Source organism: Chloracidobacterium sp. (assembly GCA_025057975.1).
Classification (GTDB): Bacteria; Acidobacteriota; Blastocatellia; order Chloracidobacteriales; family Chloracidobacteriaceae; genus Chloracidobacterium.
This window is the reverse complement of record JANWUV010000013.1, coordinates 1-13,368: the sequence shown is the minus strand read 5'-3', so window position 1 is coordinate 13,368 and position 13,368 is coordinate 1. Positions and strand designations below refer to the sequence as shown.

General features: G+C 61.7%; 12 protein-coding genes. 3 read left to right on the top strand and 9 right to left on the bottom strand.

The annotated features are described in order from the left end of the window. Nucleotides 1–39: 39 nt before the first annotated feature. Nucleotides 40–618 (bottom strand): suppressor of fused domain protein, encoded by a 579-nt coding sequence (locus tag NZ585_11670; GenBank protein ID MCS7080686.1) that lies wholly within the window; start codon nt 616–618, stop codon nt 40–42. Nucleotides 619–1,028: 410 nt separating this feature from the next. Here NZ585_11670 and bioF point away from each other — a divergent pair, with 410 nt between their 5' ends. After that, entirely contained in the window at nt 1,029–2,207 is a 1,179-nt protein-coding gene (gene bioF / locus NZ585_11665; GenBank protein MCS7080685.1) for an 8-amino-7-oxononanoate synthase, read from the top strand. 215 nt (nt 2,208–2,422) lie between these two features. Here the strand turns inward: bioF and NZ585_11660 are convergent, their stop codons facing one another. From NZ585_11660 to NZ585_11650, 3 genes are all read right to left on the bottom strand, one after another. Next, complete coding sequence (locus tag NZ585_11660; GenBank protein MCS7080684.1) at nt 2,423–3,052, bottom strand: hypothetical protein; 630 nt, start codon at nt 3,050–3,052, stop codon at nt 2,423–2,425. Between the two features lie 187 nt (nt 3,053–3,239). Continuing rightward, complete coding sequence (locus NZ585_11655; GenBank protein MCS7080683.1) at nt 3,240–4,493, bottom strand: ABC transporter permease; 1,254 nt, start codon at nt 4,491–4,493, stop codon at nt 3,240–3,242. Between the two features lie 33 nt (nt 4,494–4,526). Next, nucleotides 4,527–5,768 carry an ABC transporter permease gene (locus NZ585_11650; GenBank protein ID MCS7080682.1) on the bottom strand — a complete coding sequence of 414 codons (1,242 nt, stop codon included), beginning with the start codon at nt 5,766–5,768 and terminating at the stop codon, nt 4,527–4,529. A gap of 162 nt (nt 5,769–5,930) precedes the next feature. Between NZ585_11650 and NZ585_11645 the strand changes: the two genes are divergently transcribed. Further along, on the top strand, nt 5,931–6,539 hold the full coding sequence (locus NZ585_11645; GenBank protein MCS7080681.1) for a hypothetical protein: 609 nt from the start codon (nt 5,931–5,933) through the stop codon (nt 6,537–6,539). Nucleotides 6,540–6,736: 197 nt separating this feature from the next. Continuing rightward, entirely contained in the window at nt 6,737–6,973 is a 237-nt protein-coding gene (locus NZ585_11640; protein ID MCS7080680.1) for a hypothetical protein, read from the top strand. Nucleotides 6,974–7,049: 76 nt separating this feature from the next. On the opposite strand, the gene hemE is transcribed toward NZ585_11640, so the two are convergent. From hemE to NZ585_11615, 5 genes are all read right to left on the bottom strand, one after another. Next, nucleotides 7,050–8,081, bottom strand: a complete 1,032-nt coding sequence (hemE, locus tag NZ585_11635; GenBank protein ID MCS7080679.1) for a uroporphyrinogen decarboxylase — start codon at nt 8,079–8,081, stop codon at nt 7,050–7,052. A 105-nt stretch (nt 8,082–8,186) separates the two neighbouring features. Beyond that, nucleotides 8,187–8,375 carry a hypothetical protein gene (locus NZ585_11630; GenBank protein ID MCS7080678.1) on the bottom strand — a complete coding sequence of 63 codons (189 nt, stop codon included), beginning with the start codon at nt 8,373–8,375 and terminating at the stop codon, nt 8,187–8,189. Nucleotides 8,376–8,490: 115 nt separating this feature from the next. After that, nucleotides 8,491–10,671, bottom strand: coding sequence for a carbohydrate binding family 9 domain-containing protein (locus tag NZ585_11625; GenBank protein MCS7080677.1), 2,181 nt, complete (start codon nt 10,669–10,671; stop codon nt 8,491–8,493). A gap of 144 nt (nt 10,672–10,815) precedes the next feature. Continuing rightward, nucleotides 10,816–12,063 carry a molybdopterin molybdotransferase MoeA gene (locus NZ585_11620; protein ID MCS7080676.1) on the bottom strand — a complete coding sequence of 416 codons (1,248 nt, stop codon included), beginning with the start codon at nt 12,061–12,063 and terminating at the stop codon, nt 10,816–10,818. Between the two features lie 164 nt (nt 12,064–12,227). Continuing rightward, entirely contained in the window at nt 12,228–13,241 is a 1,014-nt protein-coding gene (locus tag NZ585_11615; GenBank protein ID MCS7080675.1) for a WD40 repeat domain-containing protein, read from the bottom strand. Nucleotides 13,242–13,368: the final 127 nt, after the last annotated feature.

Here is a 13,368-nt window from a genome sequence, read left to right as displayed (position 1 = left end):
TTCTTAAGATTTTCAAAAAAAGTAGTTCGGCGTATTTTCTTAGCGCGGCGTCAGCAAGTCAATCGCATTTGTCTGGACATAATCGAGCAAAGCTTCCACGCCGCGCTGCGCCAGAACAAAGTTTTCATACTCGGTCAGCGGTATGACGTAGAGCAGTTTGACCGCGCCGGCCGCATCTTCGAGCGTGTCGGGATCGGCGTCGGTCAGCGCCGGGTGCAGCCATACGTCGTAACAGCAGGTGAAACCGGGAACGCCGCCCGGCGTGTGTACGCGACCGTGCCAGTCAAATCGTACTTCCGGGGCGCGGGCCGCCGCCGCCAGTTGCGCCAAGAACAGGGCGGCCGCCGTTTGCCCGGCAAGGTCGAGCGGGTGTTTGACCAACCAGTGCAGTTCGATGGGTGAGCCGTCGGCGGCGCAGGCGACTTCGGACAGCCCCAGCGTGTTGAAGGCCGTCGCTGCGCCGGCGGGGTCTTCCCAGACGGCGATGTGCAGGTCGTCGTGCGCCGCCATCCGGGTCGGCCGCCCCCAGTGTTCGGACATTTTGAAAAACAGCCGCCGCATACGCGGCGTCGGCGGGTTAGGCGTCGGTGGGCTGGCGGGAATGGGTGGGACGGACATACAAAACCGCTGCTTTCCAGCTTTTTCGCATCGGTGAAGGCGGTCCACCTTGTAGGCTGTTTTCCAACCTACGGTACGATACGGCGCTGAACGCCGCCAATTCCAAACCGCCTGTCACTGTGCTGAAGGTGGTTTTGCTCAGGCCTAGCGACACCCCGGCGTAAAGGCCGCGTCACTGGTGTAGTGGTCCACCACGAGGCGGATTTGGGCGGCTCAGAAACGCTGTTCCCCAAGAGGACGCGCGGCGCGTTCGCTGGGCTGTAAGGTTGCCGCTCGCCTTGCAGGCTATCTTGCCTGACGGCTGTAACCGCCACTTTCGCACACCCTCACCCACAACCCCGCCGACCGGCGGGGAAATCGCTACATTTTTCTTGAAGGCGCGCTAAAACCGCAGGGAGGCGAAGCGACCAATGTCCCTCTCGACGCTTCAAGCTGAACTCACAGCCGAACTGGAAGCCATTCGCGCGGCGGATCGGTGGCGCGAACTGCGCCCGGCGCAAGCGCCGCCGACGGTGACGTTTCAGTACAACGGCCGGCAGTGGGTGAACTTCTCCAGCAACGATTACCTTGGCTTGGCGATGCATCCGCGCCTGATCGCCGCCGCGCAGACGGCGACAGCCCGCTGGGGAACGGGCGCGACGGCAAGCCGTCTGATTTGCGGTACGCTGGCGCTGCATGCCGAGCTTGAGACCGCGTTGGTCAACTTCAAGGTCGGCGGACGCCCCGGCTACCGCGCGTTGCTTTTCAACAGCGGCTACCACGCCAACCTGTCGCTTCTGACGGCGCTGGCCGACGCGCGCGATGTCATCTTTTCCGACGCGCTCAATCACGCCAGTCTCATTGACGGCTGCCGCCTTAGCCGCGCCACGGTCGTCGTCTATCGTCACAACGACGTGGATGACCTGCGGGCTAAAATCGCCGCGCATCCGCAAGCGCGCAGGAAGCTCATCGTCACCGACGCCGTGTTTTCCATGGACGGCGACCTTGCGCCGCTCAACGAACTGCTTGACCTCGCCGAAGCCGCCGGCGCGTGGGTGGTGCTAGACGAAGCGCATGCGACGGGCGTGCTTGGCCCTGGGGGGCGCGGACTGGCGGCGACGCTTGCGCAGGACAACCGGCCGCTCATCACGATGGGTACGCTCGGCAAGGCGCTGGGGAGCTTTGGGGCGTTTGTCGTCGCGCCGAGCGTTGTGATCGAACTGCTCATCAACCGGGCGCGGCCATTCATTTTCACGACCGCTCCGCCGCCAGCCCCGGTCGCCGCCGCGTTGGAAGCTGTACGGTTGTTGATGGAAAGCGACGAACCGGTACGCGCTCTGCGCGCCAACATCGCTCGGATGGCGACGGCGCTGGGTTTTGCGCCGACGTGGCCGACGCCGATTTTCCCTGTCATCTTTGGCACGGAGTCGGCGACGCTGGCCGCGATGCGGGCGCTTGACGAATGCGGCTTCTACGTGGTGGGGATTCGTCCGCCGACCGTGCCGCCCGGCGCTTCGCGGCTGCGGCTGACGGTGACGGCCGCCCATACGGAAGCGCAGATTGCCGCCGTGGCCGAAGCGATTCAGGCCTTGCCGACGCCACGTTCGTGATTGGTCTATAGCTCGAACAACTCAGCAGGCGCAGCAGTGGATTTCATAGTAGTAAAAAACAAAATTGCCGCTCTCGCGGACGAAGTATGGATGCAGCGTCCAGTTGAGTCCCGTTTGTTGGTGAAGAAAGTCGCGCGTTGCCCCAGCCTCGCTATAGATTGTGGCGCAGATGCTCTGTAGGGATGTTGAAGCAGATGAAGTTGTTGTCAAAGCGCCTAACTCATTTGACACCTTGACGACAAATCCTCTCTGCCCTTCGGTGTTTTTTCTTCTAAAACGCCACGAGCTTCCTGATTTGGCGGGCATGGCTGAGAACTTGATGTCAAAAAGCGGGCGGTTGCGTATCGGCTAATTTGCTCGGCCGGCAAGACATAGACTGCCCGTGATTCGTAAAAGGCATTGGCGGGTAAAACTGTGAGCGACTGGTTGTTCGCCACTCTTGAAGTGAGCTGAACCATGCTTTTACTGAGGAGAGCCATCACTTCCGACTGACCTTGAGGAGGCAGAGATAATGCCAGTCCAATACCCCCGACATATGTCTGACCATCTGAAAAAACCAAACCGACTCGATCAATATTTCCAGGCCCAAGGTTTGTTAGCTTTGCCGTCAAGAGACACATTTGTCCGGAGACGACTTCAAGAGTGGCCGACTCAATGCGAAATGGAGATTCATTGGGGTGAGCTACATTTAGAGTCATCCGTTGAGTGGAAGGCGGATGACCTGCTGAGACTTGTTGGTACAAATGTTGAGCCGATGTATCTTCAGCCAACGTAAGAAAAAATAGGCCTGCCAAGGCGGCAACAGTCAACGAGCGAAGTGTGCCGGTTCTGTGCTTGTCATACATACGCTGTACCTCAGGCTCTTGCGTTGACCACTGACCAAGAAAATGTGGCCATGTAGCTGAGTACGCCGAAGTTTTGAGAACATTATTGCGCTTGGGATAACGCAAGTATTACAGTAGTCACTCCTAGCTTGTCAAGATTAGTAATCACGCAATGCACGGCGATATTTGCACGTCGGACGGCTTCCGGTTATTCGTAGCGCAGGGCTTCCGCCGGGTCGAGATAGGCGGCTTTGATGGCCGGGATGAGTCCGGCGACAAGACCGATGCCGACCGAAATGGCAAAGCCGGTCACCACCCAGAAGGCCGAAACACTGGACGGCAAATCGGGAATGGCGACATTGATGACGCCGCTGACGCCCAGCCCGACCAAAATGCCGATGCAGCCGCCTAATCCGGTCAGCGACATCGCTTCAATTAGAAACTGCATGATGATGTCAATCCGCCGCGCGCCCAGAGCACGGCGCGTGCCGATTTCCTTCGTCCGCTCCGTGACGGAAACCAGCATGATGTTCAGAACGCCGATGCCGCCGATCAGCAACGCCATGCCCGAAATCGGGACAACAATCGCGGCCAGCACGAGCGTGATTTTGCCAAAGCCTTCTTTTTCGGCGTTGGGCGTTGAGATGTGAAAGTCGTCCGGTTTGTAAAACGGTACGTTGCGCCGCTTGCGCAGCAGCCGCGTGATGTCGTCCACCATGCGGTCGAGTTGGCCGTCCTTGGCTCTGGCCACGATCATGTAGTCCTTCACGCGCGGATAAAGCCGGCGAAACGTCGCGTGGGGAATGATGGCGCAGTTGTCTTCCCAGTTTGAGCCGGGAAACATCCCGCGTGCAGCGCTTTTCTCAAGGACGCCGACGACGCGAAAAATCTGCCCGTTGATGGTGAACTCGTTGCCGACGGCCTCGGTCGTACCGAAAAGCGTCTCAGCCGTGTCGTAGCCAATGACGGCCACCGACATCCCGTGCCGGCTTTCAACCTCGGTGTAGTAGCGTCCAGCCAAGATTTGCATGTTGCGCGCTTCGAGAAACGCCGGGTCGCCGCCGCGCAGGACGGGACGGCTCGCCTGCCGGTCGCGGTACTTCATAATCGCGGCGTCCTGCTCGCCGGGCCACTTGCCGAGGCAGGCGGTCGCCACGGCGACGCTCGGCAGTTCAGCCACGGCCAAGCCGTCCTCGTAGGTCAAATCCTTACGCTGCCGCTCTTCAAACGTCGGTTCGCGCGGGCCGTTGAATTCGAACTTGGAGACAAAGATGGTGTTGGTTCCAAATCGTTCGACCATGGCGGCGAAGCGTTCTTCAAGTCCGGTGACGACGGATGAGACCAAAATCACGGAGGTCGTCCCGATGATGACGCCCAACACGGTAAGTAACGACCGAAACTTGTGCGCGCTAATGGTGGCGAATGCTTGGGTGAGACTTTCGCGGAAGCTGTCGAGCGACATACGTTGTTCCGGCCTGTGGAGTGAGTTACGGACTTACTCGGCGCGCAACGCCACAACTGGGTCGAGGTTTGCGGCGCGATACGCCGGGTAAATACCGAAAAGCAGCCCGACGCTGATTGAGACGACCAGCGCCAAGACTACCGCCCAGATCGGCATTGCAAAGGGCAGTCCAAACTGGGAGGCGACAACCAATCCGGCCCAAGCCGCGACTAGCCCAATGACGCCGCCTACGCCCGAAAGCAGCGCGGACTCAACCAAAAACTGCGACAGAATATCCCGCCGTCGCGCGCCAAGGCTCTTGCGGATGCCGATTTCGCGCGTTCGTTCCGTCACGGCGACCAGCATGATGTTCATAATGACGATGCCGCCGACAACTAGTGAGATGGAAACGACGCCCAACGCGACGACGGCGATCATCCCGGTAAGGTTGCGCCAGAGGTCTTTGAGGGCGTCGGCGCCGATGAAGGCAAAGTCGTCTTTTTGTTCCGGGCGTAGGTGATGTCGGGCGCGCATAATACTGCGCACTTGGTCTTCGAGGGCTTCGAGCGCCACACCGGGCTTCGGTTGCAGTACAATCGAAAGCGACTGGCGTGGGCCGAAAAGGCGCAGGTGTACCGAAGGCGGGATCACGACAAAGGTATCGCGGTCAGTGCCGAGAAACGCGCCTAGTTTTTTGGAAACGCCGATGATGCGAAACAGCTCGCCTTGGATGCGGATGTCGCGTCCGACCGGATCGGCGCCGCCGAAGAGCTTGTCGCGGATGTTATACCCGACATAGGCGACGTTGGCGCAGTTTTCATCGTCGCTTTCGACAATAAAGCGTCCTTCCTCAACCGAAATGTTGCCGGCCCCCATCGCAGGAACGCTGGGCGAGTAGCCGATGACCGAAACATTCGTCAACTCCGACCCGCCATAGCGCAGATAAGGAATGGATTGTTCGAGCCGAATACCCATTTCCTGCGCCAAACTCGCTCGTGCGCGCAGGTCGCGGTAGTCATCCATAGTAATAAGTTTGTTTTTTTGGACACGCAGCCATTCATCAAGGCTGGTCACAATGCCGTAGCGGTCAAGGATGACCGTATTAGCGCCGAATTCCTCTTCCATTGTTTTGCCGACATAGACGTTCATGCCTTCAATAACGGCCGCAACGGCGACCACGGTCATGACCCCGAAGATGACGCCCAGCAGAGTCAGAAAACTCCGCAGCTTGTGGGCGCGCAGCGCGTCAACAGCCAGCCGAACCGCCTCACGAAACGGCATACCGCCAGTAGACATGCAAACCTCGGTGCGTTAGAGATGACGACGACGATGTTACCAGTGCGGAACGATGGGCGTCGGCTGTGAGTTCCGCCAAGCTTCCCACGCCGGCGACGCAGGCGACGGATCGAGCGATCGAGTGCGCGACCGGCCGCCATTGGGTCTGGAGCGGTAAAGAGTATGAAGAACGGTGTTCGTTGCCGGCGGCTGGCGTGGTTGGTTGGTCTGGCTCTGCTTAGCGCCTGCCGAAGCGCCCCGCCGCCTCCGCCGCCGCCCGAACTGTTTACGCTGATTGAACGCTTCCTACCGCAGTTTGACGGCGCGCGGGCGCACGCCAGGCAACCGCCGCTTACGCGGGAAGAGGCGGAACGGCTGCTGACGGACGGACGGATTGAGCAACGGTGGCGGCTGGAAAATGAGCGCGAAGTGTTGACGGCGGTGGCGACCGTACGCTTTGGCAAAGGGGAGGGTCAGTGCCGCATCATGGTGGCGGCGTTACCTGGGCAGGCGACCGTTCACAGCGTTACGTTTCAGTTGTCCAACCTGACCGATCCGGCGCTGGCCGACGACGAGAACCACGTCATTGACGCCTTTGTACGTCGGTACGGCGATCCGTCGGATGTTGACGTGCCGGACATTGACTTGGTCTGGCGTCTAGCGGAAGGGGCGTTGGTTTTGCTCTCCGCCGAAGCCGATGATCCGACGATGACCTTTGCGTTGCGTCCACTGTCTGAGTCGCCGGTGGACGACGCGCTGGGTGACGGCGGCGAACTGCGCGACCACGATTGAAGAAGTCTCCACATATGTGCAGCGACAACACGGCGTGAACCGCGTCAGCTTGCCGCTCTAAGGAACGCCGCTGCCCGCCAAACGACGGACTGCTTTGCCACGCCGTTTTTGGGAAAAGACTCCAGCCCGTATCCTTTCGCTCATCAACCCATCGTACCGACTGCTGATGTTTCCGAAAAACTGACCGGGAGAGCGATGTGAGCAAGACAACCACCGCCGGAGCAGTTCTGATAAGCGATGCTTGGTTGAATCGCGTCAACGGTTTGGCGTGCGGCGGCGTTCCGCTGCTTTCCACGTGGTGGCTCAACGCCATGCGCCACGCTGGAAGGCGTGGCAGTTCCTTACCCCAAAAGAGCAGCTTGGAAGCTATCCGGCGCGGAACGCCGCTGGCTAACTCGCTACATTTTCTCAAACATCGCACCAGCTTGGTGTAGAGCGGAGCGTCGCAGGGCGGACGCTAGGTCATGCGCCCCATACCTTGTTCGCATCAAACAAGTTGCCGAAAGAGGGCTACGTTAGCCGACCCTGTGCGGCGGCGATGAACGTCCGCGCGTTCTCCACCGGCGTCGGCGGCAAGACCCCGTGTCCCAAGTTCAGAATGTGTCCCGCCGCCCCCTTCGCCTTCGCCAAAACCTCCTCCACCCCACGTACAATCCCCTCCCGCGTCCCTAACAGCCGACACGGGTCCAAGTTCCCCTGCAACGCCGCCTTCCCCTGCACGCGCCGGACCGCCTCCGCCATGTCCGTCCGCCAGTCTATGCTCAACACCTCCGCCCCAGACGCCAGCATCCCCTCCAACAAGTGCGCGCTCCCGTTGACGTACAGAATACGCGGCACCGCGCCCCCAACCTGCTCAAACACCCGCTGAAGGTACGGCAGCGCAAAGGCCGCAAAATCCTCCGCCGACAACTCCCCAGCCCACGAGTCAAACAACTGCACCGCGTCCACCCCGGCCTCAATCTGCGCCTTCAAATAGAGCGCTTGTGTGTCCGCCAGCTTCTCCATTAGCTGGTGAAACAGCGCCGGCTCCCGGTACATCATCGTCTTGATCAGGTGGTAGTTTTTCGAACTCCCGCCCTCAATCATATACGCCGCCAGCGTCCACGGCGCGCCTGCAAAACCCAGCAGCGGCACTTCATCCGCAATCTCCCGCTTGAGCGTCCGAATGATGTCCATCACAAACGGCATCGTCTCAACCGGGTCCGGCACGCGCAACGCCGCCACGTCCGCCGCCGTCCGTACCGGGTTGGGGATCTGCGGCCCGACCTGCTCCGTCAGCCGCACTTCTAGTCCCATCGCCTCGACCGGAATCAAAATGTCGGAAAACAAAATCACCGCGTCCACGCCCAGCAGGCGCAGCGGTTGCAGTGACACCTCGACCGCCAAGTCCACCGTCTTGCACAGCGTCAAAAAGGGCAAATCCTTGCGAACAGCGCGGTACTCCGGCAAATAGCGTCCCGCCTGCCGCATCATCCACACCGGCGTCCGTTCGACGGGCTGCCGCCGCGCGGCGCGCACCAACAGGTCATTTTTCAAAGGCATGGGTGCATCAACTCACATCCGAAGGGGAATTGTCGCCGCGAAAGCGCGAACTACCAGCCAATCTATACTCCCCGCTGAACGAAGTCATGGTTGAAACCACTCGCGTTAGCGGGTCAGCGCCGAGACTTCAGGACGGCCGCGTAAGAGCAGTTTCGGCGTAAGTGGAGCGATACGCCGATAAACTGCGTCAGTGTTCAGCGTGCGGTGGAACGCCGCCGCCCACCAAACGACGGGTAAACCGGCTACATCATCTTCGGAAAGCGCAACAAAAACCCACAGCCGCGATGAAACCAAGCCCAAGTCCTGCTCGGCCTCTTGGCTGACGCCGGCGGAAGCTGGCGAAAGGCTGCATACGAGAACCCTTCCAAGGCAAACACTTCGGCCAAACGCACGGGCGGATGAAGCCGCTTCAGCGGATAAAATCGTACGTCACCTTGATCTGAAACTGCCGATTTGGACGCCCGACGCCGACGCCGGTTGTCTGGTTGAAGATGAAAAAAATGTCCGAATTCGGACGATAAATGTAACGCACCCGCGCATTGATGCTGGTCAGGCGCGCCGCCGAGTTGATCTGCACCAAACACGTGGAAAGCCACTTGCGTGAGAAGTTATACGTTACGCGCCCATTGAACAAGTTGGTTGAAAATTCACCCTGCGGCAACCGGACGGCGTTGAAGCTGTGGCCGGCTTCGAGCGACAGGTGTGAGTCCGGCCGCCACGTAAAGCCGGCGTTGAGTTCCCGGCGCGTCCCGCCGTAAAAACCGCCCCAACTGCCGCCGGCGTCAAAGAGAAAACGCCGACTGCGATCGGTGGAAAAGTTTGCGCTGTGGCGATGGAACGTGTACCGCCCCGGCGGAATGACGACGCCCGGACGAATCCGAAACGGCCGGGTCGGCGCGTCGGTTTCCGTACGCCACGGGCGAATGGTCAACCCGGCGGAGTTGGCGAAATCCACCGTCACGGCCGTGGCGAACGTCCGGGTCTGCAAATCGCCGGTCGTTCGATCTTGGTAGTACTCGCCAAAACCCTCGAAGCGAATCTCACGCACGGTCTTCGCTATGGCGGCCGGTCGCCACTTGTAGGCGGCGTCGCCGAAGTACTGCCGCACGTCGCGGCGCAACGCGAACCCCAGCTCCGGGTTGTAGTTGCGCCCGATTTCCTCGTAAATCCCGAAGAGCCGCATTCGATTCGTGTCGTAGCCGCTCTGCACGCGAAAGCTCGTCGAATCGCCGGACAGCCCCGGCGAGAAGGTCTTGGCGATGAAAGCGTAGCTTGTCCAGTAGTCGTTGAAGTTGATTTGCGCGTCGAGGCCGACGCCCCGGTTGTACGCCCGCCGTTCCCCGCCCTGCCGATTGAGCGCGATGGCCCCGATGTTGGAGCGTGTCCCAACATCGCGTTTGACCCGCGCGACGGTGAATCGCTCGCGCGGCACGGCGCGTTCCGTACGGCCTGCTTCACGCAACGGGCGCGTTTCGACATGCAGAAAGCCGATGTTCCACGGGCCGGCCTTCCCGGTGACTTTCGCTCCGAAATCAATCGGCAGCGGCGCGCCGTCGTCGGTCAGCCCAATCCGGCGGGTGAAGAAAAGCTGATTGACGCCGGGGCGGCCGAACAGAAAAATCCCCGCATTTTCGAGGAAGAAGTCGCGCCGTTCGGGAAAGAACACGGAAAAGCGCGTCAGGTTGACCACTTGTTGATCCACTTCCGCCTGCCCGAAGTCGGGATTGACGGTGAACTCCGCCGTCACCGACGGCGTGACGCCGACGCGGGCGACCTCGACGCCGACCGCTCCCGAAAAACCGCTTTCAAAACGACCGCCAAGCGGCGTCGGGACGTTTTGGCGCACCCGCCCGGTGATGTAAGGCTTGATTTCAAAGAGTCGTGGGCGGCTTATTTCTTCCACGCCGGTGAGTTCCCCGGCCTGCGAAACGCGCAGCAGCCCAAAGGCGCGCTGCCAGCTCGACCACAGGACGACTTCGTTTTTCCGGCGAATGATGCGCGAGACGTTGAAGCCCCACGAAGTCGCGCCCTTCCGAAAGCGCAGGCTCACGAGCGGGATGGCGATTTCCGCCGCCCAGCCTTCGTCGTCGCGCGTCGCGCCCGACAACCACTGCGTATCCCACGACAGGTTGAAGTCGCGGCCTTCATCGGTGATGAGCGCGTCGGACTGCGTGCCGAGCGGATTGACCGAAAAACGATAGGCGTTGCGGCCGTCCCGGTAGGTGTCGAGCAGGACGGCGATTTTGTCGTCGTTGCCGAAACCGGAGTCGCGGTTCAGATCGCGGGCGTTGATTTTGTCCGGCTCACTGTCAAAGCAGCGAATCCCGATGTAAATGTACCGCCGGTCGTACAACAGGCGGCACTCCGTCTTTTCGGTCGGCGGCGAGCCTTCAAACGGCTCCTGCTGACGAAAATCGCGGATGACTTCCGCTTTCACCCACGCCGGTTCATCCAGCCGACCGTCCACTTGGATTGGCTCTTCCGTGTGCGTAATGCGTACGGACGGGCGCAGGGCGGTTGAAACGTCCTGCCCAAACACGGACACGCTCAACCAGCCGACGGCGACGAGGAAGGCAGCGAACGCCGTCAAAAGGGAGGACGGTTTGGAAGGAGCGCGTCTTGACACACAGGAAGCCGGGCGGATCGGTCACGCGCGAGCGGCTGTCAAACATTGCCTTGTGACGCCGTGAACGGCAAGCAATTTCCGGGCGCAGACCGCACAACTAACACAACTTTACACGTCGCCCGGAGAAACCAACCGCAGCGCCGGTGCGCGTTCGCCGGCCGCGCCATGTTGTTTGCCTTCGGGGAAAAACACCAAGCCGTTCGCGCCCAGCATTGAGGTCAGCATCCCGGAGCCTTGTCCCGGCAGAACTTCCGCGCGCCACTCGCCGTCGGCGTAGGCAAGGCGCGCGCGCAAGTAGGTCGGACGGTCACCCTTGGTTTTGACATCGCGCGTCAGCGTCGCAGTGACTTCCGGCAGCCGCCATTGCGCTTCCGGCAGCCCCAGCATCTTGCCGAGCGCCGGACGGACAAACAGGTGGAAACAGACCATACTTGACACCGGGTTGCCGGGGAGTCCAAAGCACGGCCGTCCCAGCACACGCCCAAACAGCAGCGGTTTCCCCGGCTTCATCCAGACGCGCCAAAAGCGGGCTTCCAAACCGAGCCGCGCCAGTGTCGGCTTAACCAGATCGCGGTCGCCGACCGACACCCCGCCGGACGACACGATCAAGTCGGCCGCCTGCGCGGCTGCGACAAAGGCGGCCTCCAGTTGCGCTTCGTCGTCGCGGACAAGCGGCGACACCAGCGGCGACGCGCCGCATTCCCGGACGAGCGCGGCCAGCGCGTAGGCGTTGCTGTTGACGACCTTGCCCGGCGTCGGCGGTTCATCCACCTCGATCAGTTCGTCGCCGGTGGCGACAATGGCGACGACCGGCCGCCGGCGTACCGTCACGAACGCCCGATGAAATGCGGCCAGCACGCCGACATGGGCGGCGGTCAGCCGGTCGCCGGCCGTCATCACGGCTTGACCGGCCGGTACGTCTTCGCCCCGGCGGCGAATGTTGTCGCCGTTGCGCACCGGCCGCGTCACCACCAGCGTTTCGCCTTCCCGCCGGACGTGTTCCTGCATCACGACGGCCGAAGCGCCTTCGGGCAGCGGCGCGCCGGTCATGATCCGAACCGCCTGACCGGAAGACACCGGATGCTGGGGGACATCCCCCGCCGCCACCCGTTCGATGATGTTCAAACGCACCGGCGCGGCTTCGCTTGCTCCGGCGGTGTCCGCCGCAACCACGGCGTAGCCGTCCATCGCCGAGTTATCAAACGCAGGCAAATCGTGGGGCGCGACGACGGTTTCCGCCAGCACGCGCCCGGACGCTTCAAACAGTGAGACTCGCTCGACGCCGACCGGTACAATCCATTCCAGTGAAGCGGCTTGCGCCTCGGCGACGGACAGCGGTTTTTCGTTCGGCTCCATGGCGATTCCACACCGTTTCTACCGAGCAGTTCCGTTGGCTCCAAGAAGATGGAGCGGCGTTAGGATGGTCTGGCGGTCGGCGCGCATGCAAGGGCGAGGACGCGAATGAGGCCGGCGGCGACGCCTCCGCAGAGCCACCAGTTGCGGGGGTACAGCGCCTTTTCTCACCTACGCTGACAGGCGTCGCAGAGGCCGGCGCTCACCATCCTGACCGACTGCGCAAAATGCCGTCTGCAACGGAATGCGACTACCGCTCCACCACCACTTCGCCGTCGCGGTAGCGGAAGGGCGTATTGGCTTCCAGCAGCTTTTGGATTTCCGCCGGGGGGGCGTGTCTCCAGTCCGAGGTTTTCCCAGATGACGGCGGTCTTGTCAAAACTCCCCGTCACGACCCGCGTCCCGTCCGGCGCGAACGCCACCGAACTCACCCAACCTTTATGCCCTTCCAGCTTGACCAGCGCCCGCCCGCTCGCCGCGTCCCAGATGACGGCGGTCTTGTCCCAAATCCCCGTCACGACCCGCGTCCCGTCCGGCGCGAACGCCACGGCGTTTACATAGCCTTCGTGCCCTTCCAGCTTGACCAGCACCCGCCCGCTCGCCGCGTCCCAGATGACGGCGGTCTTGTCCTCGCTCCCCGTCACGACCCGCGTCCCGTCCGGTGAAAACGCCACCGACAACACCGCACCTTTGTGACCTTCCAGCTTGACGAGCGCCCGCCCGCTCGCCGCATCCCAGATGATTACCGTCTTGTCGTCGCTCCCTGTCGCCACCCGCGTCCCATCCGGCGAAAAGACCACTGACCTCACCCAGTCTGTGTGGCCTTCCAGCGTCGCCAGCGCCCGCCCGCGTACGGCATCCCATACCGCCACCGTGTTATCCCCACGCCCAAACGCCGCCCGCATACCATCCGGCGTCGCCGCCATCGCACTCACCACTCCCTGTGTCCCCAACCTCACCAGTACCCGCCCGCTCGCTGCGTCCCAGATGATCGTCGTGCCATCCCAACTCCCTGTCGCTACCTGCGTCCCATCTGAGGAAAACGCCACTGACGCGACATTCGCTTTGTGACCTTCCAGATTGGCGAGTGCCTGCCCGCTTGCTGCGTCCCAAATGATGGCCGTACCGTCAAAACAGCCTGTCACCACTGCCGCCCGTCCGGCGCGAACGCCACCGACCACACCCCGTTTTTGTGTCCTTCCAACTTCGTGAGCGCCTGCCCGCTCGCTGTGTCCCAGATGACGGCGGTCTTGTCGTCGCTCCCCGTCACGACCCGCGTCCCGTCCGGCGCGAACGCCACTGAGGTCA

Bases quoted from the DNA above. Each gene is read 5' to 3' on its own strand.
- NZ585_11670 (MCS7080686.1), bottom strand. From the start codon at position 618: ATGTCCGTCCCACCCATTCCCGCCAGCCCACCGACGCCTAACCCGCCG.
- bioF (MCS7080685.1), top strand. From the start codon at position 1,029: ATGTCCCTCTCGACGCTTCAAGCTGAACTCACAGCCGAACTGGAAGCC.
- NZ585_11660 (MCS7080684.1), bottom strand. From the start codon at position 3,052: ATGTATGACAAGCACAGAACCGGCACACTTCGCTCGTTGACTGTTGCC.
- NZ585_11655 (MCS7080683.1), bottom strand. From the start codon at position 4,493: ATGTCGCTCGACAGCTTCCGCGAAAGTCTCACCCAAGCATTCGCCACC.
- NZ585_11650 (MCS7080682.1), bottom strand. From the start codon at position 5,768: ATGTCTACTGGCGGTATGCCGTTTCGTGAGGCGGTTCGGCTGGCTGTT.
- NZ585_11645 (MCS7080681.1), top strand. From the start codon at position 5,931: ATGAAGAACGGTGTTCGTTGCCGGCGGCTGGCGTGGTTGGTTGGTCTG.
- hemE (MCS7080679.1), bottom strand. From the start codon at position 8,081: ATGCCTTTGAAAAATGACCTGTTGGTGCGCGCCGCGCGGCGGCAGCCC.
- NZ585_11620 (MCS7080676.1), bottom strand. From the start codon at position 12,063: ATGGAGCCGAACGAAAAACCGCTGTCCGTCGCCGAGGCGCAAGCCGCT.